A 24,494-nucleotide genomic window follows, 5' to 3' on the forward strand; every position below is an offset into this window, starting at 1 on the left:
ACAGAGCCCTGATAGGGGGTACGCGCAGCCTCGACCAGGCAGTCGACAAATGGGTCGTTAGGGAGATATAGCAGCCGGTGGGGAAGCAACCAGATGGCTTTCTGGGTTAATCCTTTGGTAGAGAAGCCTTAGCGAAGCCCTAGCCTGCGGGCTAAACGGCTCAGGTTTGCGCGGTCCAGGCCGAGTTCGCGGGCCGCTGCTGCCCAGTTGTCCTGGTGCCTTTGCAAGCAGGCTTCGATGATCTGACGCTGGTAAATGTCGACGGCCTCACGCAGGCCACCTTCAGGCGGGGTGGCCACTTGTAACGGTGCCGCAGGGGAGGGCAGCGAGCCTGGCGTCGTTGCCGACACGCGCAGGTCCAGGTCGGTGGCGTCGAGAGTGAGGATACGTGGCCGGTCAGGGTGCTGGCCCAGCGCCTTGAGGGCCGAGCGGCCTATCAGGTGTTCCAGTTCGCGCACATTGCCTGGCCAGTCGTAGGCGATCAGCGCGGCTTGGGCCTCATGGCTCAGGCGCAGGCTGTTCAGGCCCAGCCGTGAACGGTTCTGTTCGAGGAAGTAGCCAGCCAGTAGCAGCACGTCTCGCCCACGTTCGCGCAATGGTGGCACGTGCAGCGGGTATACACTGAGGCGGTGGTAGAAGTCGGCGCGGAAGTTGCCCGTACGCACCTCGGCAGCCAGGTCGCGATTGGTCGCGGCGATCAGGCGCACGTCGACCCGGTGCTCGCGGTCCGAACCCAGGCGCTGCAGCTGGCCGCTTTGCAGCACGCGTAACAGCTTGGCCTGCACCGTCAGCGGCAGTTCGCCCACTTCGTCGAGGAACAGCGTGCCGCCGTTGGCCAGCTCGAACTTGCCGCGGCGCTCGCCATGCGCGCCGGTGAAGGCGCCGCGCACATGGCCGAACAGTTCGCTTTCCACCAAGGTGTCGGGCAGGGCGGCGCAGTTGAGGCTGACCAGCGGCTTGTCGGCACGGCTACTGGCCTGGTGCAGGGCCTGGGCCACCAGCTCCTTGCCGACCCCGGTTTCGCCGGTGATCAGCACGGTCAGGTCGCTGCTGCCGACCAGACGAATTTCTTCCACCAGGCGTTTGTGCGCAGGGCTCTGGCCAATCAGCTCTCTATCCTGGCCGCTGGCCTGGCGGTAGAGCTCGGCGCGGTGGTGTTCGTCTTCGGCGCGCAGGGCCAGGTGCTCGATACGCTCGGCCACGGTAACGGTGGCGGCTGCCAGGCTGGCAAAGGCCTGCAGGGCATCCAGCTCCAGGCTCTGGAACTGCCCGGGGGTGAGGGCGTCGAGGGTGACCAGGCCCCATGGGCGCTCATCGACCATCAACGGGCAGCCCATGCAGTCGTGCACTTCAAGGTTGGCATCGGGGGCGTGGACCAAACCATCATAGGGGTCGGGCAGTTCGGAGTCGCTGGCGAAACGGGTGGGTTCCGGGCGGCTGAGCAGGACCTGGAAGCGCGGGTGCTCGCTGACCCTGAAGCGACGGCCGAGAGTGTCGGGGCTAAGGCCATCCACTGCCAGCGGCACCAGCCATTCACCATCCAGTCGCAGCAGTGCTGCGGCATCGCACGGCAGCAGGCCACGCATGGCTTGCAACAGCCGGCGGTAGCGCTCCTGGTCGGGCAAATCGCGGGACAGGTCGCTGACCAGGGGCAGCAGGGCGGTGAGCAGCGGTTTTGTAGTCATATGGACTCCTGTAGGTCGATATGACTATACGCAGGAGTAGGTCTTTTTGACATGACCTGCATCAAGCCCCTGATTTTACGGGCGATAAAAGTTGGCACGATTGCTGTAATGGCAGTGGCAGTCATTTGAAGCCACAGGCTCAGGAGTTGTTGCAATGCTCAATGCCGAACAACGTGCAATCATCAAGGCCACTGTACCTCTGCTGGAAAGCGGCGGTGAAGCGCTGACCACCCACTTCTACAAGATGATGCTCAGCGAGTACCCCGAGGTACGGCCGCTGTTCAACCAGGCCCACCAGGCCAGCGGCGATCAGCCGCGTGCGCTGGCTAACGGCGTGTTGATGTATGCCCGCCATATCGACCAGTTGGAGCAACTGGGTGGCCTGGTCGGACAGATCATCAATAAGCATGTTGCCCTGCAGATTCTGCCGCAGCACTACCCGATTGTCGGAAGCTGCCTGCTGCGCGCCATCGAGGAAGTGCTTGGCAAGGACATTGCCACCCCAGCGGTGATCGACGCTTGGGGCGCGGCCTATGGCCAGCTGGCCGACATTCTGATTGGCGCTGAAGAAAACCTTTATAAAGAGAAGGAAGCGGCCGAGGGTGGCTGGCGCGGTACGCGTGAATTCCGCCTGGTACGCCGCGAGCAGGAAAGCAGCGAGATCGTTTCGTTCTATTTCGCCCCGGTGGATGGCATGCCGGTGCTCAAGGCAGAACCTGGCCAGTACATCGGCCTGAAGCTAGACATAGACGGTGCCGAGCAGCGCCGCAACTATTCCCTGTCGGCGCTGTGCGACGGCAAGGAATACCGCATTAGCGTCAAGCGTGAGGCGGGCGGCAAGGTCTCCAATTACCTGCACGATGACTTGGTGGTCGGCGATACCCTGCAACTGTTCCCGCCTGCGGGGGACTTCACCCTGGCAGCCAGCGACAAGCCGCTGGTGCTGATCAGCGGAGGGGTGGGCATTACCCCGACCCTGGCAATGCTGCAGGCAGCACTGCAAACCCGGCGCGAGGTGCATTTCATCCACTGTGCGCGTAACGGCGCGGTGCATGCCTTCCGGGACTGGATCGATGGTTTGGCGGCACGTCATCCACAGCTCAAGCGCTTCTACTGCTATGCCGAGCCGGAAGGTGGCGCTGCAGCCGATGCGGTGGGTTTGCTGAGTGAAGACCTGCTCGCCGAGTGGCTGCCGCAGGAGCGTGACGTGGATGCCTACTTCCTCGGGCCGAAAGGCTTCATGGCGGCGGTCAAACGCCAGCTGAAGGGCCTGGGGGTGCCGGAGCAGCAGAGCCGCTACGAGTTCTTCGGGCCGGCGGCAGCGCTGGAGTGATGTAGCGTCTGTGCCGGCCTCTTCGCGGGCAAGCCCGCTCCCACAGGTATTGCACCGGTCTTGAATGTGGTGCCGTCTCTGTAGGAGCGGGTTTACCCGCGAAGGGGCCGGTACAGGCTTATAAAGTACTCGTCCCCCCGCTGCAGCACACCTTTCTGCCTATATATAAAGGAAAGATGAAACCGGGCGCTGCGCTTTCATCCTTAATCATCCTTTAATCACGGTATCCTTCACTCCCGGGTGTCGAGGGGCTTGCTCCTGCGCGGCACCTGGGCAGCCGTTTTTTTGCCGCCCGGCGTTGAACCGACGTCGTTGCGGCCGGTCTCAGCCACACTGGATAGCCCTGCGCAGTGCTTCCGCGACGCTCCCTCGGCATGCTCACAGGCCATGCCCAGCGTGTAGACTTGCGCCCAGGCAGGCGGATCACGCTGCCACTATCCATCGAAGGAACCGGCAATGAACGAACAAACATCGCGCCTGAATCGGGAACGGCGCTTTCTGGTGCTGTTGGGCCTGATCTGCCTCTCGCTGATCGGCGGCGCCCTCTACATGCAAGTGGTGCTGGGCGAGGCACCGTGCCCGCTGTGCATCCTGCAACGTTATGCATTGCTGTTCATTGCCGTGTTTGCCTTCATCGCTGCGGCGATGCCTGGGCGCCGCAGCCTGACCTTCTTCGAAGCGTTGGTGGTGCTCAGTGCTATTGGCGGAATCGTTGCGGCCGGCAACCATGTGTATATACTCGCCAACCCCATGGTCAGTTGCGGTATCGATACCCTGCAACCGATTGTGGATGACCTGCCACTGGCAAAGCTGTGGCCACTGGCGTTTCAGGTCGACGGCTTCTGCAGCACGCCGTACCCGCCGATCCTCGGCCTGTCGCTGGCGCAATGGGCGCTTGTGGCCTTCGTGCTGACCGCAGTCCTGGTTCCGCTCGGTATCTACCGCAACCGACGCCAGGTTTAGACAAAAGTCCCGAATTGCATGGGGTCTTTTGCACTCCATGCGAAGAGGGAAAAGTTGCGCACCGCTTGATCCAGATCAATCCCGAAGCCTTGTAGAATGCGGCTTTGAGGCCTGGCAAGCGGGGTGCGACAAACTGTCGCGAAGTTGAATTATTGAGCAGTATTGTTACGGATTCTGTAAAAGACTGTTGCTCAATAAGTCATAGTCAAGGGTTGGCGACCTATCTACAATCGCCCCCAATTTCCGTTCGGCACTGCTTGCGAGTCGCAGGATTGAAGGAAGCCTCAGCGCTCCTTTTTGCTGACTTCGTCAAGTTTCGCCCAACGGCGATACCGGGCGGACACCCCTCCGCGTTTTCCCGCACCAAATGGACTTGGTCTGAAGTACAGGCCTGTTGCCTACGAAACCATAAGCACCGCTAACCCGCTTGAAGCCAAGGTCCTGCAGTCGGACCCCAGGCAGGAGTGAGTACGGGCGCGAAATGCCTCACTTGGCAGGACGAAGTGCTGGCTACCAAAACACAAATTGCATTGAAGCAAGCTGATCTAGAGGTCGTGAGATGAGTAAAAAGCGTTACCCCAGACTGTTTGGCATATTGCCCTTTTTAGGCATGCTTTTACTCAGTGGGTGCAACTGGACCCTGCTCGACCCGAAGGGCCAGGTCGGCATTGAGCAAAAGAACCTGATCCTGATCGCTACCGGCCTGATGCTGCTGGTGGTAATCCCTGTGATCATCATGACCTTGGCGTTCGCCTGGAAGTACCGTGCTTCCAACAAGGCAGCCACCTACACCCCTGACTGGTCGCACTCGACCAAGATCGAGGCCGCGGTATGGATCATCCCGATCCTGATCATCATCGCCCTGGGTTATGTCACCTACCACTCCACCCACAAGCTGGACCCGTATCGTCCGCTGGATTCGGACGTTAAGCCGATTCAGATCGACGTGGTCGCGCTGGACTGGAAGTGGCTGTTCATCTACCCGGAGCAGGGCATTGCCACGGTCAACAAGATCGTCTTCCCGGCTAACACCCCGGTCAACTTCCGCGTCACTTCCGACGCTGTGATGAACTCGTTCTTCATCCCAGGCCTGGGCGGCCAGATCTACGCCATGGCCGGCATGACCACCAAGCTGCACCTGATCGCCAACGAAAATGGCGAGTTCGACGGTATCAGCGCCAACTACAGTGGTGCTGGCTTCACCGGCATGAAATTCAAGGCTACTGCCACCTCTCAGGAAGACTTCGACAAGTGGGTCGCTGAAGTCAAGCAGTCGCCGAAGAAGCTGGACAAGGCCGAATACGCCGCCTTGGCCAAACCAAGCGAAAACAACCCGGTCGCGCTGTATAGCGAGGCTTCGCCTGAGCAGTTCCAGCTGATCGTCGACAAGTACGAAGGCATGAACCGCGGTCGTAGCCACGAAGAAGCAGGCAGCACAGATCTGGCCACAACCAAGGGTGTGGAATCGAGTATGCAACCAGCTGCCGGTGCAGAGGAGTAAGAGATGTTCGGTAAATTAAGCCTGGAGGCGATACCCTATCACGAGCCGATAGTCATGGTGACGCTTGCCATGATCGCGCTCGGCGGTATCGCTGTCGTCGGTCTTATCACCTATTTCCGCAAGTGGACCTACTTGTGGAGCGAGTGGCTGACTACTGTCGACCACAAAAAGATCGGCGTGATGTACATCATCGTCGCGATGGTCATGCTGCTGCGCGGCTTTGCCGACGCCATCATGATGCGTACCCAGCTGGCTGCCGCAACCGGCGGCTCCGAAGGCTATCTGCCGCCTGAACACTATGACCAGATCTTCACCGCTCACGGTGTGATCATGATCATCTTCATGGCGATGCCGTTCTTCACCGGCCTGATGAACCTGGCGGTTCCTCTGCAGATCGGTGCACGTGACGTTGCCTTCCCGTTCCTGAACTCCCTGAGCTTCTACCTGCTGCTGGCAGGCGTGCTGCTGGTCAACATCTCGCTGGGCGTTGGTGAATTCGCCAAGACCGGCTGGGTTGCCTATCCGCCGCTCGCGGGCATTCAGTACAGCCCTGGGGTGGGTGTCGACTACTACATCTGGGCGCTACAGCTATCCGGATTGGGTACGACGCTTACCGGCGTGAACTTCCTCGTCACCGTGATGAAGATGCGCGCACCTGGCATGAAGCTGATGGACATGCCGATCTTCACCTGGACCTGCACCTGGGCCAACGTACTGATCGTCGCTTCGTTCCCGATCCTGACTGCTGCACTCGCTCTGCTGACTGTTGACCGTTATCTGGACTTCCACATCTTCACCAACGAGCTTGGTGGGAACCCGATGATGTACGTCAACCTGTTCTGGGCGTGGGGTCACCCTGAGGTTTACATCCTGATCCTGCCGGCCTTCGGCGTGTTCTCGGAAGTAACTTCGACGTTCTCTGGCAAACGCCTGTTCGGCCACCACTCGATGATTTACGCATCGGGCGCGATCGCCATCCTCGGCTTTGCTGTATGGCTGCACCACTTCTTCACCATGGGTGCCGGCGCCAGCGTCAACACCTTCTTCGGCCTGGCGACGATGCTGATCTCCATTCCGACCGGTGTGAAGCTGTTCAACTGGCTGTTCACCATGTACCAAGGCCGTGTGCGCTTCACCGCACCGATGCTCTGGACCCTGGGCTTCATGGTCACCTTCTCCATCGGTGGCATGACTGGCGTACTGCTGGCCGTTCCGGGTGCTGACTTCGTTCTGCACAACAGCCTGTTCGTAATTGCGCACTTCCACAACGTGATCATCGGTGGCGCGGTATTCGGCTACATCGCCGGTTTCGCCTTCTGGTTCCCGAAAGCCTTCGGCTTCACCCTGAACGAGAAGTGGGGCAAAGCTGCCTTCTGGTTCTGGCTGTCGGGCTTCTACGTTGCGTTCATGCCGCTGTACGCCCTGGGCTTCATGGGCATGACCCGTCGTCTGAACCACTCCGACAACCCACTGTGGGAACCCTACCTGTACGTAGCCGTTGTCGGCGCCGTGCTGATCCTGTTCGGTATCGCTTGCCAGCTGATCCAGATCTTCGTTTCGGTCCGCGACCGCAACCAGAACCTGGACGTGACCGGCGACCCATGGGGCGGCCGTACCCTGGAATGGTCGACTTCTTCGCCACCTCCGTTCTACAACTTCGCTCACATGCCTGAGAAAGTTGGTCTGGACTGCTGGCACGAAGCCAAGGAAGCAGGCGTTGCGTACAAGGCCCCGGCCAAGTACGAAGCCATTCACATGCCGAGCAACACCGCTACCGGTCTGTTCATGGGCCTGTTCCTGACCGTCTTCGGCTTCGCCTTCATCTGGCACATCTGGTGGCTGGTTGGCGCGAGCCTGGTTGCAACCATCGCTGTCTTCGTTCGCCACGCTGCACGTGACGACCAGGGCTACATGGTTCCGGCCGAAGAAGTGGCGCGCATCGAAGGCGAGCGTATGAAAGCGCTGGCCAAAGCAGGTGCTCTGCCTGCCGGCGCACGTGTCGAATCGTTTGAGCGGGTGTAATCAATGTCCAGTCAAGTAATGCACGGCGGCGCTGCTCATGGTCACGACCATGGGCATGACGACCACCACCACGACTCGGGCCAGATGACCGTACTGGGTTTCTGGCTGTACCTGATGACCGACTGCATCCTGTTTGCGTCGCTCTTCGCCACCTACGCGGTGCTGTCCGGCAGTTTTGCCGGCGGCCCGTCGGGTCACGACATCTTCCAGCTCGATTTCGTAGCTGTTGAAACGCTGTTCCTGCTGCTGTCCTCGATCACCTTCGGCTTCGCCATGCTGAAGATGTTCGATGGCAAGAAAGCAGGTGTACTGGGCTGGTTGGCCGTGACCTTCCTGTTCGGTGCAGGCTTCATCGCGATGGAAATCTATGAGTTCCATCACCTGATCAGCGAGGGCTTCGGCCCGCAGCGCAGTGGCTTCCTGTCGGGCTTCTTCGCCCTGGTAGGTACCCACGGTCTGCACGTGACTGCTGGTCTGATCTGGATGGCAATCATGATGTACCAGATCAACAAGCACGGCATCACGCCGACCGCCAAGACCCGCATGAGCTGCCTGAGCCTGTTCTGGCACTTCCTGGACGTGGTCTGGATCTGCGTATTCACCGTCGTTTACCTGCTGGGGGTTCTGTAATGGCTAACGCACACGACACTCATCACGAAGGTAATCACGGCAGCGTCAAGTCCTACATGATCGGTTTCGTACTGTCGATCATCCTGACTGCGATCCCGTTCGGCCTGGCCATGACCGCCAGCCTGCCGAAGAACCTGACCGTTCTGATCATTGTTGCCATGGCCGTGATCCAGGTAGTTGTTCACCTGGTTTACTTCCTGCACATGGACCGCTCGAAAGAGCAACGCAACAACGTTTCGACGTTCCTGTTCACCACCTTGGTGATCGCTCTGCTTGTCGGCCTGTCGCTGTGGATCATGTTCAGCATCCACTTCGAAATGTTGGCCAAGTGAGGTAAGACTGCATGTCCGTTAAGCACTTTATCCAAATCACCAAACCGGGGATCATTTTCGGTAACGTGCTTTCCGTGGCAGGCGGTTTCTTCCTTGCCTCGAAGGGCCATGTGGATTTCGCCCTGTTCCTGGCGGTGGTGATCGGTACTTCGCTGGTGGTTGCGTCCGGATGCGTGTTCAACAACTGCATCGACCGTGACATCGACCACAAGATGGAGCGCACCAAGAACCGCGTCATGGTTCAGGGCGGCATGTCGCTGCCCCTCGCGCTGATCTACGCCACCCTGCTCGGGGTGGCGGGTTTCAGCTTGCTGTATGTCCAGGCCAATCCGCTGTCTGCGTTCTGCGCACTGATTGGCTTTGTCGTCTACGTCGGTTTCTACAGCCTGTGGCTGAAGCGTAAATCGGTGCACGGCACCTTGGTCGGCAGCCTGTCCGGTGCCATGCCTCCGGTGATCGGCTACTGCGCCGTGAGCAACAGCTTCGACCTGGCTGCGGTAACCCTGCTGGTGATGTTCAGCCTTTGGCAAATGCCGCACAGCTTTGCCATCGCGATCTTCCGCTTCAAGGATTACAGCGCTGCCAACATTCCGGTTCTGCCGGTGGCACGTGGTATCCTCGCGGCGAAAAAGCAGATCGTGCTGTACGTGCTGGCCTTCGTGCTCGCCACCCTGATGCTTACCCTCGGCGGTTACGCCGGCCTTGGCTACCTGGCCGTGGCCGCTGCCATGGGCCTGTACTGGCTGTACATGGCCTGGGGTGGTTACAAGGCTGAAGACGATAGCAAGTGGGCCCGCAAGGTGTTCGGCTTCTCCATCCTCACCGTTACAGCCCTGAGCGTGATGATGGGTGTGGACAGCCAGACCGCTGCGGACGTGCTGATGACCTACGCTCGCTGAAACTGCTGCCTGTTTCACGAAAACCCCGGCCTCTGCGCCGGGGTTTTTTTATGGGTTTTTCTGTGCCGGCCTCTTCGCGGGCAAGCCCGCTCCCACGGGCATTTCGCAGGTTTTGCGTGTGGCGCGGTCCCGGTGGGAGAGGGCTTGCCCGCGAAGAGGCCGGCACAGGGAAATATAAATTTTATATTTTCAAATAATAGATCTGAAAAAATATAACAAAACAGGAAATTATCCTTTACGTGTATCATGTTTCGGGATTATCTTCTGATTCAGGCCGCCACATCGGCCAGCGTCGCTCGGACGGTTCCGGGCGCTTACGTACTCAGAGGAAGCCATGGCCAACCCAGGTTCGCCGCGCCGCTTTGCGCGCATCGATCGTCTCCCCCCCTACGTCTTCAACATCACAGCCGAGCTCAAGATGGCTGCCCGCCGCCGTGGCGAGGACATCATCGACCTGAGCATGGGCAACCCCGATGGCGCCACTCCGCCGCACATCGTCGAGAAGCTGGTACAGGTCGCCCAACGTGAAGACACCCACGGCTACTCCACCTCTCGCGGCATCCCGCGCCTGCGCCGGGCCATTTCCAACTGGTACAAGGATCGCTACGAGGTCGACATCGACCCGGAAAGCGAAGCCATCGTTACCATTGGTTCGAAGGAGGGCCTGGCCCATCTGATGCTGGCTACCCTGGACCAGGGCGACACGGTGCTGGTGCCCAACCCCAGCTACCCGATCCACATCTACGGCGCAGTGATCGCCGGTGCCCAGGTGCGTTCGGTGCCGCTGGTACCGGGTGTGGACTTCTTCAACGAGCTTGAGCGGGCCATCCGCGAGTCGATCCCCAAGCCTAAGATGATGATCCTCGGCTTCCCGTCCAACCCTACCGCCCAGTGCGTGGAACTGGACTTCTTCGAGCGAGTGGTGGCCCTGGCCAAGCAGTACGACGTGCTGGTGGTGCATGACCTGGCCTATGCCGACATCGTCTACGACGGCTGGAAAGCCCCGTCGATCATGCAGGTCCCGGGGGCCAAGGACATTGCGGTGGAGTTCTTTACCCTGTCCAAGAGCTACAACATGGCCGGCTGGCGCATCGGCTTCATGGTCGGCAACCCTGAGCTGGTCAGCGCCCTGGCGCGGATCAAGAGCTACCACGACTACGGCACCTTCACCCCGCTACAGGTCGCGGCCATTGCGGCGCTGGAAGGCGACCAGCAGTGCGTCCGCGACATTGCCGAGCAGTATCGCCAGCGCCGCAACCTGCTGGTCAAAGGGCTGCACGAACTGGGCTGGATGGTCGAGAACCCCAAGGCGTCGATGTACGTGTGGGCGAAGATCCCGCCGGAGTATGCGCACCTGGGTTCGCTGGAGTTCTCCAAGAAGCTGCTGGCCGAGGCCAAGGTCTGTGTGTCGCCGGGGATCGGTTTTGGTGACTATGGGGACGACCATGTGCGCTTTGCTCTGATCGAGAACCAGGACCGTATTCGCCAGGCTATCCGCGGAATCCGGCAAATGTTCCGGGCTGACGGTTTGGCTCGCAAGTAAGCCTATCGGGGCTGCAAAGCAGCCCCAACTACCTCTTGGGTGAGCTTTCCGCCTGCCTTCTGGTTACCCGTACGCCTACCTTCAGCACTCATTTCTCACCAAAGAGATCCCCATGAGTGTCTTCACCGCCTACTTCTGCGGCACTGGTTCGCACCGTTTTGACGACGCCAATCCCAACTTCTGGAATGGCGAGCTGGTCTCGACCCTGGCCAGCAACGACCAGAGCCGGGAATTTGCCCACTGGATCGCCGTCGACGGCCCAGGCAGCGGCAACCTTCAGGATGACAACCTGTTCGTCGTACCCGGCGGCTATTTCAACTGGACTGGCCAGCTGTTTGGCCGCGGCTGGGAGGAGAACGTCAACCATGTGCTGCAGGTCATCAAAGGCGAAAGCAGTTGGCGGCGCACCAAACTCAGTGAGCAAGAATACGAGCGGCTGAAAGCTGCCGGCGTGCCGATTCCGGATGTTTCTTCCTCCGCCTCATGGTTCTGGCGAACCTACGACTACGGCGATCGCCACCCAACCCCGCAGGAACTGCAGGAGCGCATCATCAGCATGTTCCGCAAACCGCGCCTGCCAACCCAGGTCAACCTGGTGGGCTGGAGCAGGGGAGGAATCAGCTGCCACATGCTGGCCAATGCCATGGCGCAAGACCCTGTATTGCGGGGCATACCGGTGAACATATTTGCCATTGACCCGGTGCCTGGGGTCGGTAACGTGCAAGCCGAGCGCGTAACGTTGGCTGATAACGTCAAAGAGTACGTAGGCTTCTACTCGAGGGATGAGCGCTCCAAAGGTTTTGCCTGCGTGATCCCTTCGGTCGCCAGAGGGACACGGATATGCGTTTATCCTATGCCGGGCCGTCATGCCACACTGGTGGGCAATGCCTCGGCTGATGGCGCAGGCGATGGCAAGGTGCTGGTCGAACCTGGGCTGATCGTTCGCCACTTTGCCGAGGTTTGCCTGACCCGCTGGGGCGTGCGACTGGACAAACGTCTGGCCTTGAGCAGCAGCCAGTTGATGAAGTATCACCAGGTCATGGCGGCCGCCGACAGGCAGTATCAGGCCATGCGCAGTGAGTCCTACACGGTCCTCACCGAGGGCGATAAAAGCGATCGTCTGGTGCATTGTGGCGACGTACAGACGCAGTTCAGCAAGGTTCAGGGAGGTGGCTACGAGCCGAGCGCAGGCCTGGGTTTGCAACGCTGGGATGCTGAAACTTACCAGCCCATCTGCTAACTGAAAGGGGGCGGCCGGCAAAGGCTCTGGTCGTCCTTGTTCAGCGGCCGGATCAGCGGCATTTTTTTTTGCATTCCCCCTCTATCCAGCGGCCCCCACTTGGATTAAAAATGGCGCCGCGGGCCAGCCCCGATAACAACAACCTTCCCTCCGTGACATCATGTCTGAATATAACCCTTGCCTTGACTGCGGCGCCTGCTGCGGGTACTTCCGTGTGTCCTTCTTCTGGGGCGAATGCCAGTCTGCCGGGGGCGTAGTGCCGGACGACCTGGTGGTACAGATCAACCCCACGCGCGTTGCCATGATCGGCACCGATGCCAAGCCTTGCCGCTGTGTCAGCCTTCAGGGCGAGATCGGAAAGGAAGTGGCCTGTACCATTTATGCCAACCGTTCCAGCCCCTGCCGCGAGTTCGAGGCGTCGTGGGAGGGCGGGGTTCATAACCCGAGCTGTGATGATGCGCGGGCAGCGTATGGCCTGCCGCCGCTGACCCCACCAGAGGCCAACGAGCCGCATTGGCCGGATGATGGGGTTGAGGTGGCCTGAGCGTATTCCGTTAGCCTGTGCCCGCCCTATGTCGGCTAGCCAGCCCACAGGTACTGCACAGAGCACAGGTATTGTGGGGACGCTGTGTGGAGCTGGCTGGCCGGTGATCGGGCCATCAGGTTGCAGACAGACACATGAAATTGAATGGTCAGTATCTATATGTGTGTAAAGGCTCGCAAGTTCCTGTTACCGGTAATGGAACGGCCGGATGGTGGCCCGGGTCGGTTCGGGTAATCGGATATCTGCTTGTGCGGTTTGGGCGCTAGCGGGCAACGGAGCGATATTCTCTTTGGCGCCCCTCCGAAACTCTTGGCTTTCGGCAACAATACGGCGCAGGGCATTGATCGCGCTTTGCTCAGAAGCAGAGTACTGCTCCATCAACGTCTTGTAGTGTGTGGCTTGCTGTGAGTGTTGCTTAGCTGCTTGCTGATGCTGCGTTACTGATGCCTCAGTTGTTGAAGCTTTGGCTGCCGTGATGGATTCCTGCATGGCCCGACGGAATCGTAGGTGTTTTCTAGACGCATCGTATTTAAGCCTATTGAATCGTTGCGCTAGCTGGGAAGTGTTCTCAGCGTTTCGCTCGAAGATCTCAAGCCTAACGCGAGTCGGGTTGCCTGAATGGGTGGGGGGGCGATTCGCGTTGATTCGCTTCAACGGTTTCCGAAGCTGACGAAGCTGACCGGTGGGGTCGGTGAAATTTATGGGGTCGCCAGAGCAGTAACAGTAACAATTCACTCCCCCTTGCAAGAAGGGGCTTTGTAAATCAGGTGAGTAAAATCTCATTACTGTCGGGCTGAAGGCGCGATGGCCGTTACCAAGCGAATATAGCCCGGTTAACTTATCGAGGTATTCTCCGTTGAAAAAGAGCATGGTTGAAACTTGCTGCGCGTACGAGGTAAATCCGTAGGGACTGTAATTCATTGGATGCTCCCGCTGCAGGTTTAAATCGATTAATTGCTTGAGTCGGTATGAGTCCCCAAAACTGGTCCTCTTAAAAAAAGAATGCAACTGGCATTTCTATCAGGTTTCGGTGTGACCAGACCCTGCTCCGGTTGACTTCTGGACGAGCAATGGTGAAACGAGCGGATGCTTCAGTGCGTTACTTGACGTTAAACTGTCATCTCCCCAGCAATGGACAGGAGATCCGGCGTGACCTCACCCCGCAGTTTCCCCAGCGACCTCTGCCTCGACAGCCCGCGCCTGCAATTGCGCCCCATGCGCCATGCTGATGCTGCGCAGTGGCTGGCGATCATGGCCGACCCCGAGGTCATGCGCTACTGGCACCATGCACCCTGGCAAGACCTGGCCGAGGCCGAAAGCGCCCTGGCCGCCGACCGCGAAGCCTATGCCAATGGCGACCAACTCAAGCTCGGTATGTACCGCCGCGACAACGGCGAACTGATCGGTATGGTCCAGCTGTTCAATATCGATGACGTTTCCCGTCGCGGCGAGATCGGCTACTGCTTGGCCAGTTCGGTGCAGGGCAGGGGATATATGGATGAAGCCTTGACCTGCTTCATCGACTACATCGCCAATACGCTGCATATGCGTCGTCTCGAAGGCGAGATCGACCCGCGCAACCAGGGCTCGGCACGCACCCTGGAGCGCCAAGGTTTTGTGCTGGAAGGCACCTTGCGCGCGCGCTGGTGCGTGGCTGGCGAGCTGTCCGACTCGGGTATTTACGGCTTGCTGCTGGAGCCGCCAGTAGTCTGATCTCGTAACACCCGAGCGTGAATTTGGAAGCGGGGCAGGGCCTGGGTTAAGGTCGTAGGCTGTCCCGTTTCTCTCAGGAATCCCCTTTGCCCGTTTTCTACCTGAGTATCAGCCTGCTGCTGTATTTGCTCGCCCTGTTCTTTGATGGCGCACTGATGGGCGGCGAGCGTCACATGCCGGCCCTGCAGATGCTGCTGTACGGGCCATGGGGCATGCCGTTCGGCTTGTACCAATGGTTCGCCAACCCACTGCTGGCCCTGGCGATCCTGGCTCATCGGCGGTTTCGCCGGCTGGCCTTGCTGGCCGGGCTTGGCGCAGCGTATCTGGCTGCCAGCAGTTTTGGCATCGACCGCTTGCCGGATAACCGCACCTACGAGTTTCATGACCTTACCGGCTTTGGTGCAGGCTTCTACCTGTGGCTGACAGCGATGGTGGTGTTTTGCCTTGGGCAGGCCTGGTTTTGCTGGAAGGCGCGAAGAGCTGACGACGTGCCAGGCTGGAACTGGCTTGATGTCGCCTTGATTGCCGCCCTGGGGGTAACGTTGTATGCAGCGACGCAAATGCCCTCGCTGCGCTTCGAACCAGGCAAGGTGCTGATGCCCCCGGAGCAGCCGCAGACGCTTTGATACCCACAAGGAGGGTTAGCATGACCAAGCATTACCTGGCAGGCCTGGCACTGGCCTGCGTGCTACCGGTAGCGATGGCGGACGATTACACGGCGGCCTATGGGCAGTGCATGGACAAGGCCTCCAGCACCGTGGCCATGAATGCGTGCATCGGGGCCGAAACGCAAGTGCAGGACCAGCGGTTGAACCGGGTGTACAAGCAGTTGATGGGCAAGCTGGATGCAGGGCGGCAGAAGAGCCTGCGGGATGTGCAGCGCAAGTGGCTGGCCTACCGTGATGGCAATTGCCAGTTCCATGTACAGGCCAGTGGCGGGACCCTGGCGCAGCTGGAAGGTGGCAGCTGCATCATGGACATGACCCGCGACCGCGCTGCGGAGCTGGAGCGGGTGCTTAGCCCGGGGCAGTAACGCCTGTTCAGGCATGATTGGCCTACATTTGCAGGCGCGGGTTCAGTCGCGAACATCGGCTTTGCCGGTGTCATGCACCGCGTTGCCTTCTTCGCGGGTAAACCCGCTCCTACAGGGTGCTGGTTCTATTTGCGCGGTTGGCGCAGCGCCCGGGCCTTGAGGTACTCGCGCACTTCCACGGCATCCCCGGCAAACTCGATGCGCTCGGCCTTGGCTTCGCGCTGGTAGGCATACATCGGGTCGTAGTACTCGTTCAGCAAGCCTTCGATCCAGCTCCGGTGCAGGTCTACTGCGCCGCTGCGCTGCTGCTCTTCCAAGGCTTCGCGTAGCCTCTCGGACAAGCGCTGATGGCGCTCTCCACCCAAACGCTTGTAGATATTGGCCATGCTCTGCAGCATGCGCTCGGCAAACAACCGGGGACCGTCTTCCTCACCATGCACGGCGTTGAACTCGGCGCTCAGGTTGACCACGTAGTCGCGCAGGATGCGCTCCACGCGGTTGGTGAAGCTGTCTTCAAGCCACACCAGCGGGTAATGCTGCATGCCTTGGTACAACTCCAGCGGCACCGTGCAACTGCCGACAATGCGGCCTTCATCTTCCAGCACGAACTGCCCGATACCGCGGTCGCGCTTTTTCAGCACGTCGATTGCCAGCTGGTTTTCAAAGTCGATCTGCGCCGGTTGCGCCGTGGCGCGCTTGCCGAAACTGGAGCCGCGATGATTGGCGTGGCCTTCAAGGTCGAGCACGTTGTCCAACTGGTGCAGCACATCGGTCTTGCCGGTACCGGTCAGTCCACCGACCAGCACGAAATCACATTGCTCTACCGCTTGCTGGGTAGTCTCCAGCAGGAAGGTACGCATGGCCTTGTAGCCGCCTTTGACACGCGGGTACTGAATGCCCGCCTCATCGCGCAGCCAGCCCTGCACGATCTGCGAACGCAGGCCGCCACGGAAGCAGTACAGGTAACCGTCAGGGTGTGCCTTGGCAAACGCTGCCCAGGCCTCCAGACGGGCCTGCTTGGTGGCGCCACTGACCAGCTGGTGGCCCAGGGCGATGGCGGCGGTCTGGCCCTGCTGCTTGTAGCAGGTGCCGACCTTCTGCCGCTCCTGGTCGTTCATCAGCGGCAGGTTTACCACGCCAGGGAAGGCGCCTTTGGCGAATTCGACGGGGGCGCGCATGTCCATCATCGGCACGTCGTCGAGGAACAGCTGACGGAAGTCGGTGCAGTCGGGGCGCATCAGATCACCTCGACCGCATGGCTCTGTCGCTCGACCAGCTTGCCGATCGGAGACAGTTTCAGGCCTAGTTCCGCAGCCTCGGCGAGGAACTCGGCTTCACCCTCCGGGGCAACAGCAACCAGCAAGCCACCGCTGGTTTGCGGGTCGCACAGCAGGTGCTTCTGGTCGTCGCTGAGGGCGCCGATCTTGTGCCCGTAGCTGTCGTAGTTGCGCAGGGTTCCACCGGGGATGCAGCCCTCGGCCAGGTAGTGGTCGACGCTAGGCAGGCGTGGCACGGCAGCATAGTCCAGGTGCGCGGTGAGGCCGCTGCCTTCGGCCAGCTCGACCAGGTGGCCGAGCAGGCCGAAGCCGGTGACGTCGGTCATGGCCTTGACCCCGTCCAGCTTGCCGAAGCGGCTGCCGGGCGTGTTGAGGGTGCACATCCAGTCGCGGGCCAGGCCCTGGTCCTGCGCGCGCAGCTTGGCCTTTTTCTCGGCAGTGGTGAGGATGCCGATGCCCAGGGGCTTGGTCAGATACAACTGGCAGCCTACGCTGGCGGTGTCGTTGCGCTTGAGGTGGCGTTTATTGACCACGCCTGTGACGGCCAGGCCAAAGATCGGCTCGGGCGCGTCGATCGAGTGGCCGCCGGCCAGCGGGATACCCGCTTCGGCGCACACCGCACGGCCGCCGCGGATGACTTCGCGGGCGACTTCCGGCGGCAGCACGTTGACCGGCCAGCCGAGGATGGCAATGGCCATCAGCGGGTCGCCGCCCATGGCATAGATGTCGCTGATGGCGTTGGTGGCGGCAATGCGGCCGAAGTCATAGGGGTCGTCGACGATCGGCATGAAAAAGTCGGTGGTTGAAACCACGCCGCGTTCGTCGTCCAGCGCGTACACTGCTGCATCGTCGCGTGACGCGTTGCCGACCCATAGTTTTGGGTCCAGGGCCTGGGTGCCGCTTTCGGCGAGGATCACGTCCAGCACCTTGGGGGAGATCTTGCATCCACAGCCGGCGCCATGGCTGTATTGGGTCAGGCGAATCGGCTCGCTCATACGCACCTCTGCAGGTCAAATTGTTGCGCGATTGTAGCAAAGCTGGCCTTTGGGCCCTTGCCTCTTATAATTCCCGGTGCCGGCAAATGTGTCGGCACTTCCCCGCTATTGAACCGGAGAACACCCATGCTCAAACGCCCCCTGGCGCTCGCCGCCGGCCTCGTGCTGTCTTGCTGTGCCGTTGTCGTTCAGGCCGCCGAAACCCTGCGGGTCAGCGCCATCCCCGACGAAGCGCCGACCGAACTGCAGCGCAAGTTCAAGCCTTTGGGTGAGTACCTGGCCAAGCAATTGGGCATGGACGTGAAGTTCGTACCCGTGGCCGACTACCCGGCGGTGGTCGAGTCGCTGGCCGCAGACCGCTTAGACCTGGCCTGGCTGGGGGGCTTCACGTTCGTTCAGGTGCACCTGAAGGACCCGACCGCCACGCCACTGGTACAGCGTGAGCAGGACGCACAGTTCACCTCCAAGTTCATCACCGCCAACCCCGACGTGAAAAGCCTGACCGACCTGAAGGGCAAGTCGTTTGCCTTCGGTTCCATTTCGTCCACCTCGGGCAGCCTGATGCCGCGTTACTTCATGCTCAAGCAGGACAATATCAAGCCTGAGGAGTACTTCGGCCGCGTGGCCTATTCCGGCGCCCACGATGCCACCGTGGCCTGGGTGCAGGCTGGCAAGGTCGATGGTGGCGTGCTGAACGCCAGCGTGTGGCAGAAGCTGGTGGATGCCGGCAAGGTCGATACCACCAAGGTGAAGGTGTTCGCCACCACCCCGACCTACTTCGACTACAACTGGACCGTGCGCGGCAACATGGACCCGGCATTGAAACAGAAAATCAAGAAAGCCTTCCTGGACCTCGACCCGAGCAACCCGGAGCACAAGGCCATCCTTGACCTGCAGGCCGCCAGCCGTTTCATCGAGACCAAGCCTGAGAACTACAAGGGCACCGAACAAGCTGCACGCGAGGCCGGCCTGCTCAAGTGACAGCTTCGAATGTGGCAATCCATCTGCACGGTGCCAGCCTGCGCCATGGCCAGGTACGCGCGCTTGATGCGGTGAGCCTGCGTATCGCGCAGGGCGAGCGTGTGGCCATCATCGGGCCGTCGGGAGCGGGCAAGTCCAGCTTGCTGCACCTGATGGCCACGGCCGTCCAGCCCAGCAGTGGGCGCCTGGAGTTGCTTGGCGAGCAGCCTTGGGCGTTGTCGGCAAGGGCACGCCAGCGCCTGCGCGCGAGGGTTGGCCTGGTACATCAATCGCCGCCTTTGCCACCGCGTCAGCGAGTGGTGACCGCGGTGCTGGCGGGGCGGCTGGGGCAGTGGGGTACGCTGCGCGGTTTGCTCAACCTGCTGTGTCCCAGCGATGTGCCGGGGGCGCGCCAGGCGTTGGCGGAACTGGGCCTGGCCGACAAGCTGTTCGTGCAGTGTGGGCAGTTGTCCGGTGGCCAGTTGCAGCGGGTGGGCATTGCTCGGGCGTTGTACCAGCGGCCGCAGGTGCTGCTGACCGATGAACCGGTGTCAGCCATGGACCCGGTGTTGGCCGACCACAGCCTCGCCTTGCTCAGTCGCCATGCCCAAGCCACTGGCGTGACGTTGGTGGCGAGCCTGCACGCCGTAGAGCTGGCGCTGGCGCATTTTCCGAGGATTATTGGTATTCGTGAAGGGCAGGTTGTGTTCGACTGCCCGGCGGAAGCCGTGACCGAACAGCTGCTGGAAGCGCTATACGCCAACGAGCAACTGGCTCCGCCGCCAACCCAGGAGCCGACCCTGACCGTGCAGATTCCGCGATGCTGAAGGCTGACGTCCGCGACCCGGCGCTGCTGCCGCGGTTGTTGCTGGCCCTGTTGGCGGTGGCAGTACTCTGGCCGGCTATCCAGTCAAGCGAACTGAACCCTTGGGTGCTGCTGCAGGCGGACAACCGTCAGCAGATTGCCAGCTTCACCAGCGCCTTCTGGCCGCCGGCACATGATGCCGATTTTCTTGCGCTACTGTATGAGGCCACCTTGCAGACCCTGGCCGTGGCGACTGCCGGCATGGCGCTGGCGTTATTGTTGGCGATCCCGGCTGGCTTGCTGGCCAGCCGTGCCTTGTCCTTGCGCGCCGCTTCACGCGGCGGGCGGGCCGGGTTCTGGTCGAGAATGTTGCGCCTACCGGTGCGCGGGCTGCTGATTTTCCTGCGTAGCGTGCCGGAGATCGTCTGGGCGTTGCTGTTCGTGCGCGCCGTGGGGCTGGGGCCGACGGCGGGCGTACTGGCTATCGCCATCACCTACAGTGGCATGCTCGGCAAGGTTTACGCCGAAATATTCGAGTCGGTCGACCAGCGCCCGGCGCATGCCTTGTTGCAGGCGGGCAGTGGCCGGCTGGCGGCGTTTTTCTACGGTATCCTGCCCAATGCCGCCAGCGAAGTGGTGTCGTACACCGTGTACCGCTGGGAGTGCGCGGTGCGGGCTTCGGTGGTGATGGGCTTTGTCGGTGCTGGCGGGCTTGGCCAACAGATCGACCTGTCGATGCGCATGTTTGCTGGTGCGCAGGTGGCAAGCATGCTGTTGACGTTCCTGCTGCTGGTGATCCTGGCCGACCTGCTCAGCCGCCTGCTGCGTTGGAGGTTGGCATGAACCGGGTGATCAACCTGCTGCTGCTGGGCACCATCGCGGTAGCGGTGGTGGCCTCGTTCGCATACCTGGAGCTGGACCTGCACGCACTGGTCGGCAATGGCGGGCTGGGGCAGATGGGTGAGTACGCCGGGCGCTTCCTGCAGCCGGATCTGTCGACCGGCCACCTCAAGGCAGTGTGGCGCGGGGCGCTGGAAACCCTGGCCATGTCTGGCATGGGCACCTTGTTGGCAATGGTATTGGGGATGTTGCTGGCACTGCCGGCGGCGGGCCGCTTCGGTTGGCCGTTGCAAGGGGCGGCGCGTTTGCTGCTCAATGCCTTGCGCGCCATTCCTGAGCTGGTGTGGGCAGCGCTGACTGTGCTGGCGGCCGGGCTGGGGCCGAATGCCGGTACCCTGGCTTTGGCGTTGCACACCGCTGGCGTGCTGGGGCGGCTGTTTGCCGAGGCGCTTGAGAACGCCCCGCCCGAGCCGGCGGCGGCGATCCGTTTGCAGGGTGGCAGCCAGGTGGCCGCGTTCTGCTTTGGCACCCTGCCCAACCTGTGGCCGCAGTTACTGGCCTACAGCTTGTACCGCTGGGAGAACAACATCCGCATGGCCAGCGTGCTCGGGTTCGTCGGGGCGGGTGGGTTGGGGCAGATGCTGTACACCACCTTGAGCCTGTTCCAGGAGGCCCAGGCCAGCACGGTGATCATGGGTATGCTGTTGCTGGTGTTGTTCGTGGATCTGTTGAGTGATGTATTGCGCCAGCGTTATGTACGGGCCTGATGGATAGGCGATGTTTCAAAGCAACCCCAAGATCTGTCAGGTGCCGACAGCCTCGGCACACTGCGCCTCCCGCTGCATCGACTCCAGGTTACGCTCGATCGTCTCGCAGATGGTATCCATCTGGATCTGATGCTCGCTGAACCTGAACGGGCTCTGCAAATCCGTGCCGATGCGCTCGATAGCCAGCAACATGAACCCTACCACCGTCGACGCCAGCGGCGTGAACCAGCCCAGCGACTCCACCAGCCCCACCGGCACGATCAGGCAGAACAGCGTGATGAACAGCCGTGGGAAATACACATAGGGGTAGGGCAGTGGCGTATTGGCAATCCGCTCCATGCCACCCTGGGCGTTAGACAGGTCTACCAGCGTCGACTCCAGTCGCGCCAGGCGAATGCTGTCCAGCCGCCCGGCCTGGTACTCCCGCGCGAGCAAGGCCGCAGAGCCACTGAGGATGTCATTGGCGAAATTGTTCGAACGGTTGCGCCGTTCGAACTCCGCCGGGGGGATGAAGGCCATCAGTTCCTCTGGGCAGCTTTCGCCTTTCAAGTGCGCCGCCAGACAGTTCACATAGGCGATATGCCGGCGCAGCAGGGTGGCCTTGACCGGGTTCAGGCCGTCATCCGGGTCATCGATCAGCGTCAGCGTCTGCCGGGCGAAGCTGCGCGAACTGTTCACCAGCGCCCCCCACAGGGTGCGAGCCTCCCACCAGCGGTTGTAGGCGCTGCTGTTGCGAAAGCTCACCAGTACCACCAGCGCTGAGCCCAGCAAGGTCAACGGGATCAGTGGCAGGGTGAACTTGCTGTTCAAGAACAGCATGAAATCGAGGGTGACCAGCACATCCCAGATCAGCAGCCAGAACAGCGACCAGCCGATATAGCCGATGGTCTTCACCACCAGGCGGTACTTGCGGGCGATGACGTCTTTCACGCGGGGGTACCTCGGAACGCGGGGGATGCAGGATGGGACGCCGAGGCTCGTCGAAGGTTCGAGGGTTGAATGTTGCAAGGGATTTTGTAGCTGAAACGAAGGGAAAAATCCGACCAGCCCAGCGGATGTACCTGAATTCCTGATTCAGCTCAAAAACGACAGAGTGGGTCGTTTCGATCCTTGAATGAGTGTATCCATAAGGATACGATTGGGTGACCACTTGATGTTTCTCGTTGAACAGACGGAAAGCTTTGCCGCTTGGCTATCGAGCTTGAGAGATTTGAGGGCCAGGCTGGCGTAGGTCGTAGGCTGGAGCGAGCAGCGGCGGGCAATCTTGGTGACTTCAAGTGGCTTGGAGGCGGTATTGGTGAGCTTCGCATCGACGTAGCTGCCGGTTAACGCGTCTATTTCACGCAAAAGGGGCAGAGGTTGGTTTTACTGCTGGTCGGCGGCGACAAGTCCACCCAGGCCGCCGACATCCTCAAAGCCAGAAAGCTGCTGAAGGAGATGAAATGAGCGAAAAATTGATCCCGTTTGATATGACCGCCTTGTTGAGCAGCGATGAGGCAATCAGTGAATACCTTAGCCAGGTGCTATCAGGTGGCGATACCGAGGAAATCATTCGAGCACTTGGCCATATCGCTCGTGCACGGGGCATGACACATATTGCTACGGAGAGTGGGCTGGGTAGAGAAAGCCTGTACAAGGCGCTGAGCCCTGGCGCGAAGCCTCGTTTTGACACTGTATTGAGGGTCATTCGTGCGCTGGGGGTTGACCTTCTCGTTCAGCCACATGCAGTGACCCGCTGATCCAGCTCGGTCAAGTCAGTATTTGCTTCATCTGCACCAACGCTACCCGCGTGCCGTCCCACGACTGCCGCTCCTCAATGCCGAACGGTGTGAAGCCCAGCTGTGGATAAAGCAGCAGGCCGGCGGTGTTGTGATTGAAGCATGACACCCAGACCTCCCGGGCGCTGTACTGCTGGCGGGCGAGGTCGATCATGGCCGTTACCAGATAACGCGCTACACCAAGGCCGCGGGCGCTGGGGGCCACCACTACGTTGCCCAGGGCACATACGCCGCCATGTTCGGCTTTGTAGAAATTGGCGAAGGCCAGGACAGCGCTGTTACCTTCCACTACCGTGGAGCCGCTGCGTTGGGCTATGGCGTCGCTCAGCTGGTCGGGGGTGAGGGGGGCGGTGGCTTTGGGGAACATGTAGAACAGTTCGTCCGGGCTCTGCGGAAAGCTGCAGATAACGGGGATGTCTTCTAGCCGGATGGGGCGGTGGGTCAGGTGCATGGCAGGTCCTTCTCGCGTTGGCTGGCAGGGCCTCTTCGCGGATAAACCCGCTCCCAGGTACTGCACAAGGCTCAAATCCTGTGCAGGCCCTGTGGGAGCGGGTTTACCCGCGAAGAGGCCATCAGCCTCACATCATAGGCCGCTTTCCATCCAACACCGCGCCCCGATTCACGGCTTGGCGGCCACCGCCACGTAGCCTTTGACCGCAGCCGGCGCCCTCGGCTTGGCCTTGTGCGCCAACAGGTACTGATAGCGCCGCCATTCCTTGTCGATCTCGTTGAATGACATGAACACGCTGATGCGATCCTTGCCCGCCAGGTCAGGGCGCTTGCCAGCGTCGATCTCGCGGGTGGGAATGATCGCGACGTTGATACCTACGACCTTGCCGTCATCGGCAAACACAGGCCCGCCCGACATACCCTTGGTAATCGGGCCGTCATGCACCGAGTAGAAGACGCTGCCCGGCGTACCTTCAAGCCGTACCAGCGACGACAGGGCATGGCCCTTGCCCTGCATCGGCATCATGAAACTGTTGAAGCCCACCGCCGTCACGGCTTCCCCTGGCACGTACTGGCGCCAGTGCGGCACGTTGCTGGCCTTGTGCTTGAAGAACACCACGTCACCCAGGCCCTCGTGGACCACGTTGCGCAGGAAGGGGGTGTGTTTGGCGGTGACTGCGTAATCCTCGTTCCACTGGATGGCGCTGGCCATCAGCAACATGGGGAGCGGGGCACCTGATGTGACCACGAACGCCTGGCTGTAGACGGGATCTGAAACGTAAGACGTTGGCACTCCATTGCACCCACTGAGCAGCATCATTGCCGCCATGCAGGGCGCGACTGTTTTCATGGGACACACATTGCGTGGAGAAAAGGGAGCGCTACTATGGCTAAGTGCCATTACTCTAACAATACTTTCGGAATATATCTGACGAATGACAGCTTAAGCGCCAGTGCCAAGCGCGGCCAATAGAATGCAGGCATGTGGGAAGGCGCGGGAGTCAGGAGGGCGGCGCCAATGTCTGGCGTGAATCGCAGGCACAAAAAAACCGACCATAAGGTCGGTTTTTTCCGGATTTGGTGCCCCGAGGGAGACTCGAACTCCCACTCCTTTCGAAAACGGATTTTGAATCCGCCGCGTCTACCAATTCCGCCATCAGGGCGTGGCGCGCAGTATAAAGAGG

General features: G+C 60.7%; 25 protein-coding genes and 1 tRNA gene. 18 read left to right on the forward strand and 8 right to left on the reverse strand.

Annotated elements, in window-relative coordinates:
* Positions 1–128: 128 nt before the first annotated feature.
* Entirely contained in the window at positions 129–1,685 is a 1,557-nt protein-coding gene (gene norR / locus GST84_04455; protein ID XGB11644.1) for a nitric oxide reductase transcriptional regulator NorR, read from the reverse strand.
* 154 nt (positions 1,686–1,839) lie between these two features.
* On the opposite strand from norR, the gene hmpA reads away from it, so the two are divergent.
* The 10 genes from hmpA to GST84_04505 all read left to right on the forward strand — a co-directional run bounded on the left by hmpA (position 1,840) and on the right by GST84_04505 (position 12,692).
* Positions 1,840–3,018 carry an NO-inducible flavohemoprotein gene (hmpA, locus tag GST84_04460; protein XGB11645.1) on the forward strand — a complete coding sequence of 393 codons (1,179 nt, stop codon included), beginning with the start codon at positions 1,840–1,842 and terminating at the stop codon, positions 3,016–3,018.
* Between the two features lie 456 nt (positions 3,019–3,474).
* Complete coding sequence (locus GST84_04465) at positions 3,475–3,981, forward strand: disulfide bond formation protein B (protein XGB11646.1); 507 nt, start codon at positions 3,475–3,477, stop codon at positions 3,979–3,981.
* Between the two features lie 559 nt (positions 3,982–4,540).
* Positions 4,541–5,482, forward strand: a complete 942-nt coding sequence (gene cyoA / locus GST84_04470; GenBank protein ID XGB11647.1) for a ubiquinol oxidase subunit II — start codon at positions 4,541–4,543, stop codon at positions 5,480–5,482.
* Positions 5,483–5,485: 3 nt separating this feature from the next.
* The gene (gene cyoB / locus GST84_04475; protein ID XGB11648.1) at positions 5,486–7,504 is read left to right on the forward strand and encodes a cytochrome o ubiquinol oxidase subunit I; all 2,019 of its coding nucleotides are present in this window, start codon (positions 5,486–5,488) and stop codon (positions 7,502–7,504) included.
* 3 nt (positions 7,505–7,507) lie between these two features.
* Positions 7,508–8,134 carry a cytochrome o ubiquinol oxidase subunit III gene (gene cyoC / locus GST84_04480; GenBank protein XGB11649.1) on the forward strand — a complete coding sequence of 209 codons (627 nt, stop codon included), beginning with the start codon at positions 7,508–7,510 and terminating at the stop codon, positions 8,132–8,134.
* A complete protein-coding gene (cyoD, locus tag GST84_04485) occupies positions 8,134–8,466 on the forward strand; it encodes a cytochrome o ubiquinol oxidase subunit IV (GenBank protein ID XGB11650.1) in 333 nt (110 codons plus the stop codon). Before cyoC ends, cyoD begins: the two co-directional genes overlap by 1 nt.
* Before the next feature lie 11 nt (positions 8,467–8,477).
* Positions 8,478–9,365 (forward strand): protoheme IX farnesyltransferase, encoded by an 888-nt coding sequence (locus tag GST84_04490; GenBank protein XGB11651.1) that lies wholly within the window; start codon positions 8,478–8,480, stop codon positions 9,363–9,365.
* A 334-nt stretch (positions 9,366–9,699) separates the two neighbouring features.
* On the forward strand, positions 9,700–10,908 hold the full coding sequence (locus GST84_04495) for an alanine transaminase (GenBank protein ID XGB11652.1): 1,209 nt from the start codon (positions 9,700–9,702) through the stop codon (positions 10,906–10,908).
* A 112-nt stretch (positions 10,909–11,020) separates the two neighbouring features.
* A complete protein-coding gene (locus GST84_04500) occupies positions 11,021–12,148 on the forward strand; it encodes a hypothetical protein (protein ID XGB11653.1) in 1,128 nt (375 codons plus the stop codon).
* Positions 12,149–12,308: 160 nt separating this feature from the next.
* On the forward strand, positions 12,309–12,692 hold the full coding sequence (locus GST84_04505; GenBank protein XGB11654.1) for a YkgJ family cysteine cluster protein: 384 nt from the start codon (positions 12,309–12,311) through the stop codon (positions 12,690–12,692).
* Positions 12,693–12,878: 186 nt separating this feature from the next.
* On the opposite strand, the gene GST84_04510 is transcribed toward GST84_04505, so the two are convergent.
* A complete protein-coding gene (locus GST84_04510; GenBank protein ID XGB11655.1) occupies positions 12,879–13,613 on the reverse strand; it encodes an RHS repeat-associated core domain-containing protein in 735 nt (244 codons plus the stop codon).
* Positions 13,614–13,841: 228 nt separating this feature from the next.
* Between GST84_04510 and GST84_04515 the strand changes: the two genes are divergently transcribed.
* The 3 genes from GST84_04515 to GST84_04525 all read left to right on the forward strand — a co-directional run bounded on the left by GST84_04515 (position 13,842) and on the right by GST84_04525 (position 15,438).
* Positions 13,842–14,405, forward strand: a complete 564-nt coding sequence (locus GST84_04515) for a GNAT family N-acetyltransferase (GenBank protein XGB11656.1) — start codon at positions 13,842–13,844, stop codon at positions 14,403–14,405.
* 86 nt (positions 14,406–14,491) lie between these two features.
* Positions 14,492–15,031 (forward strand): hypothetical protein, encoded by a 540-nt coding sequence (locus tag GST84_04520; GenBank protein ID XGB11657.1) that lies wholly within the window; start codon positions 14,492–14,494, stop codon positions 15,029–15,031.
* 20 nt (positions 15,032–15,051) lie between these two features.
* Positions 15,052–15,438 carry a DUF1311 domain-containing protein gene (locus GST84_04525; GenBank protein XGB11658.1) on the forward strand — a complete coding sequence of 129 codons (387 nt, stop codon included), beginning with the start codon at positions 15,052–15,054 and terminating at the stop codon, positions 15,436–15,438.
* Positions 15,439–15,563: 125 nt separating this feature from the next.
* Here the strand turns inward: GST84_04525 and mnmH are convergent, their stop codons facing one another.
* Positions 15,564–16,676 carry a tRNA 2-selenouridine(34) synthase MnmH gene (gene mnmH, locus GST84_04530; GenBank protein XGB11659.1) on the reverse strand — a complete coding sequence of 371 codons (1,113 nt, stop codon included), beginning with the start codon at positions 16,674–16,676 and terminating at the stop codon, positions 15,564–15,566.
* Positions 16,676–17,710, reverse strand: coding sequence for a selenide, water dikinase SelD (gene selD / locus GST84_04535; protein ID XGB11660.1), 1,035 nt, complete (start codon positions 17,708–17,710; stop codon positions 16,676–16,678). The genes mnmH and selD overlap by 1 nt, the downstream gene beginning before the upstream one ends.
* Positions 17,711–17,836: 126 nt before the next feature.
* Between selD and GST84_04540 the strand changes: the two genes are divergently transcribed.
* From GST84_04540 to phnE, 4 genes are read left to right on the forward strand one after another with little or no spacing between them, the layout of a single operon-like run.
* Positions 17,837–18,691: a putative selenate ABC transporter substrate-binding protein gene (locus GST84_04540; protein XGB11661.1), complete on the forward strand. Its 855-nt coding sequence runs from the start codon at positions 17,837–17,839 to the stop codon at positions 18,689–18,691.
* A complete protein-coding gene (locus tag GST84_04545) occupies positions 18,688–19,497 on the forward strand; it encodes an ATP-binding cassette domain-containing protein (protein XGB11662.1) in 810 nt (269 codons plus the stop codon). The genes GST84_04540 and GST84_04545 overlap by 4 nt, the downstream gene beginning before the upstream one ends.
* The gene (locus GST84_04550) at positions 19,491–20,318 is read left to right on the forward strand and encodes an ABC transporter permease subunit (protein XGB11663.1); all 828 of its coding nucleotides are present in this window, start codon (positions 19,491–19,493) and stop codon (positions 20,316–20,318) included. The genes GST84_04545 and GST84_04550 overlap by 7 nt, the downstream gene beginning before the upstream one ends.
* Positions 20,315–21,082 carry a phosphonate ABC transporter, permease protein PhnE gene (gene phnE / locus GST84_04555; protein ID XGB11664.1) on the forward strand — a complete coding sequence of 256 codons (768 nt, stop codon included), beginning with the start codon at positions 20,315–20,317 and terminating at the stop codon, positions 21,080–21,082. Before GST84_04550 ends, phnE begins: the two co-directional genes overlap by 4 nt.
* Before the next feature lie 36 nt (positions 21,083–21,118).
* On the opposite strand, the gene GST84_04560 is transcribed toward phnE, so the two are convergent.
* Positions 21,119–22,012, reverse strand: coding sequence for an effector protein (locus GST84_04560; protein XGB11665.1), 894 nt, complete (start codon positions 22,010–22,012; stop codon positions 21,119–21,121).
* A 512-nt stretch (positions 22,013–22,524) separates the two neighbouring features.
* Between GST84_04560 and GST84_04565 the strand changes: the two genes are divergently transcribed.
* Complete coding sequence (locus GST84_04565) at positions 22,525–22,821, forward strand: putative addiction module antidote protein (GenBank protein XGB11666.1); 297 nt, start codon at positions 22,525–22,527, stop codon at positions 22,819–22,821.
* Between the two features lie 10 nt (positions 22,822–22,831).
* Here the strand turns inward: GST84_04565 and GST84_04570 are convergent, their stop codons facing one another.
* From GST84_04570 to GST84_04580, 3 genes are all read right to left on the reverse strand, one after another.
* A complete protein-coding gene (locus GST84_04570) occupies positions 22,832–23,311 on the reverse strand; it encodes a GNAT family N-acetyltransferase (protein XGB11667.1) in 480 nt (159 codons plus the stop codon).
* A gap of 168 nt (positions 23,312–23,479) precedes the next feature.
* Positions 23,480–24,127 (reverse strand): serine protease, encoded by a 648-nt coding sequence (locus tag GST84_04575; protein XGB15706.1) that lies wholly within the window; start codon positions 24,125–24,127, stop codon positions 23,480–23,482.
* Positions 24,128–24,388: 261 nt separating this feature from the next.
* A tRNA-Leu gene (locus tag GST84_04580) sits at positions 24,389–24,473 on the reverse strand.
* Positions 24,474–24,494: the final 21 nt, after the last annotated feature.

It is taken from the genome of Pseudomonas putida (genome assembly GCA_041879295.1).
Taxonomy (GTDB): Bacteria; Pseudomonadota; Gammaproteobacteria; order Pseudomonadales; family Pseudomonadaceae; genus Aquipseudomonas; species Aquipseudomonas putida_Y.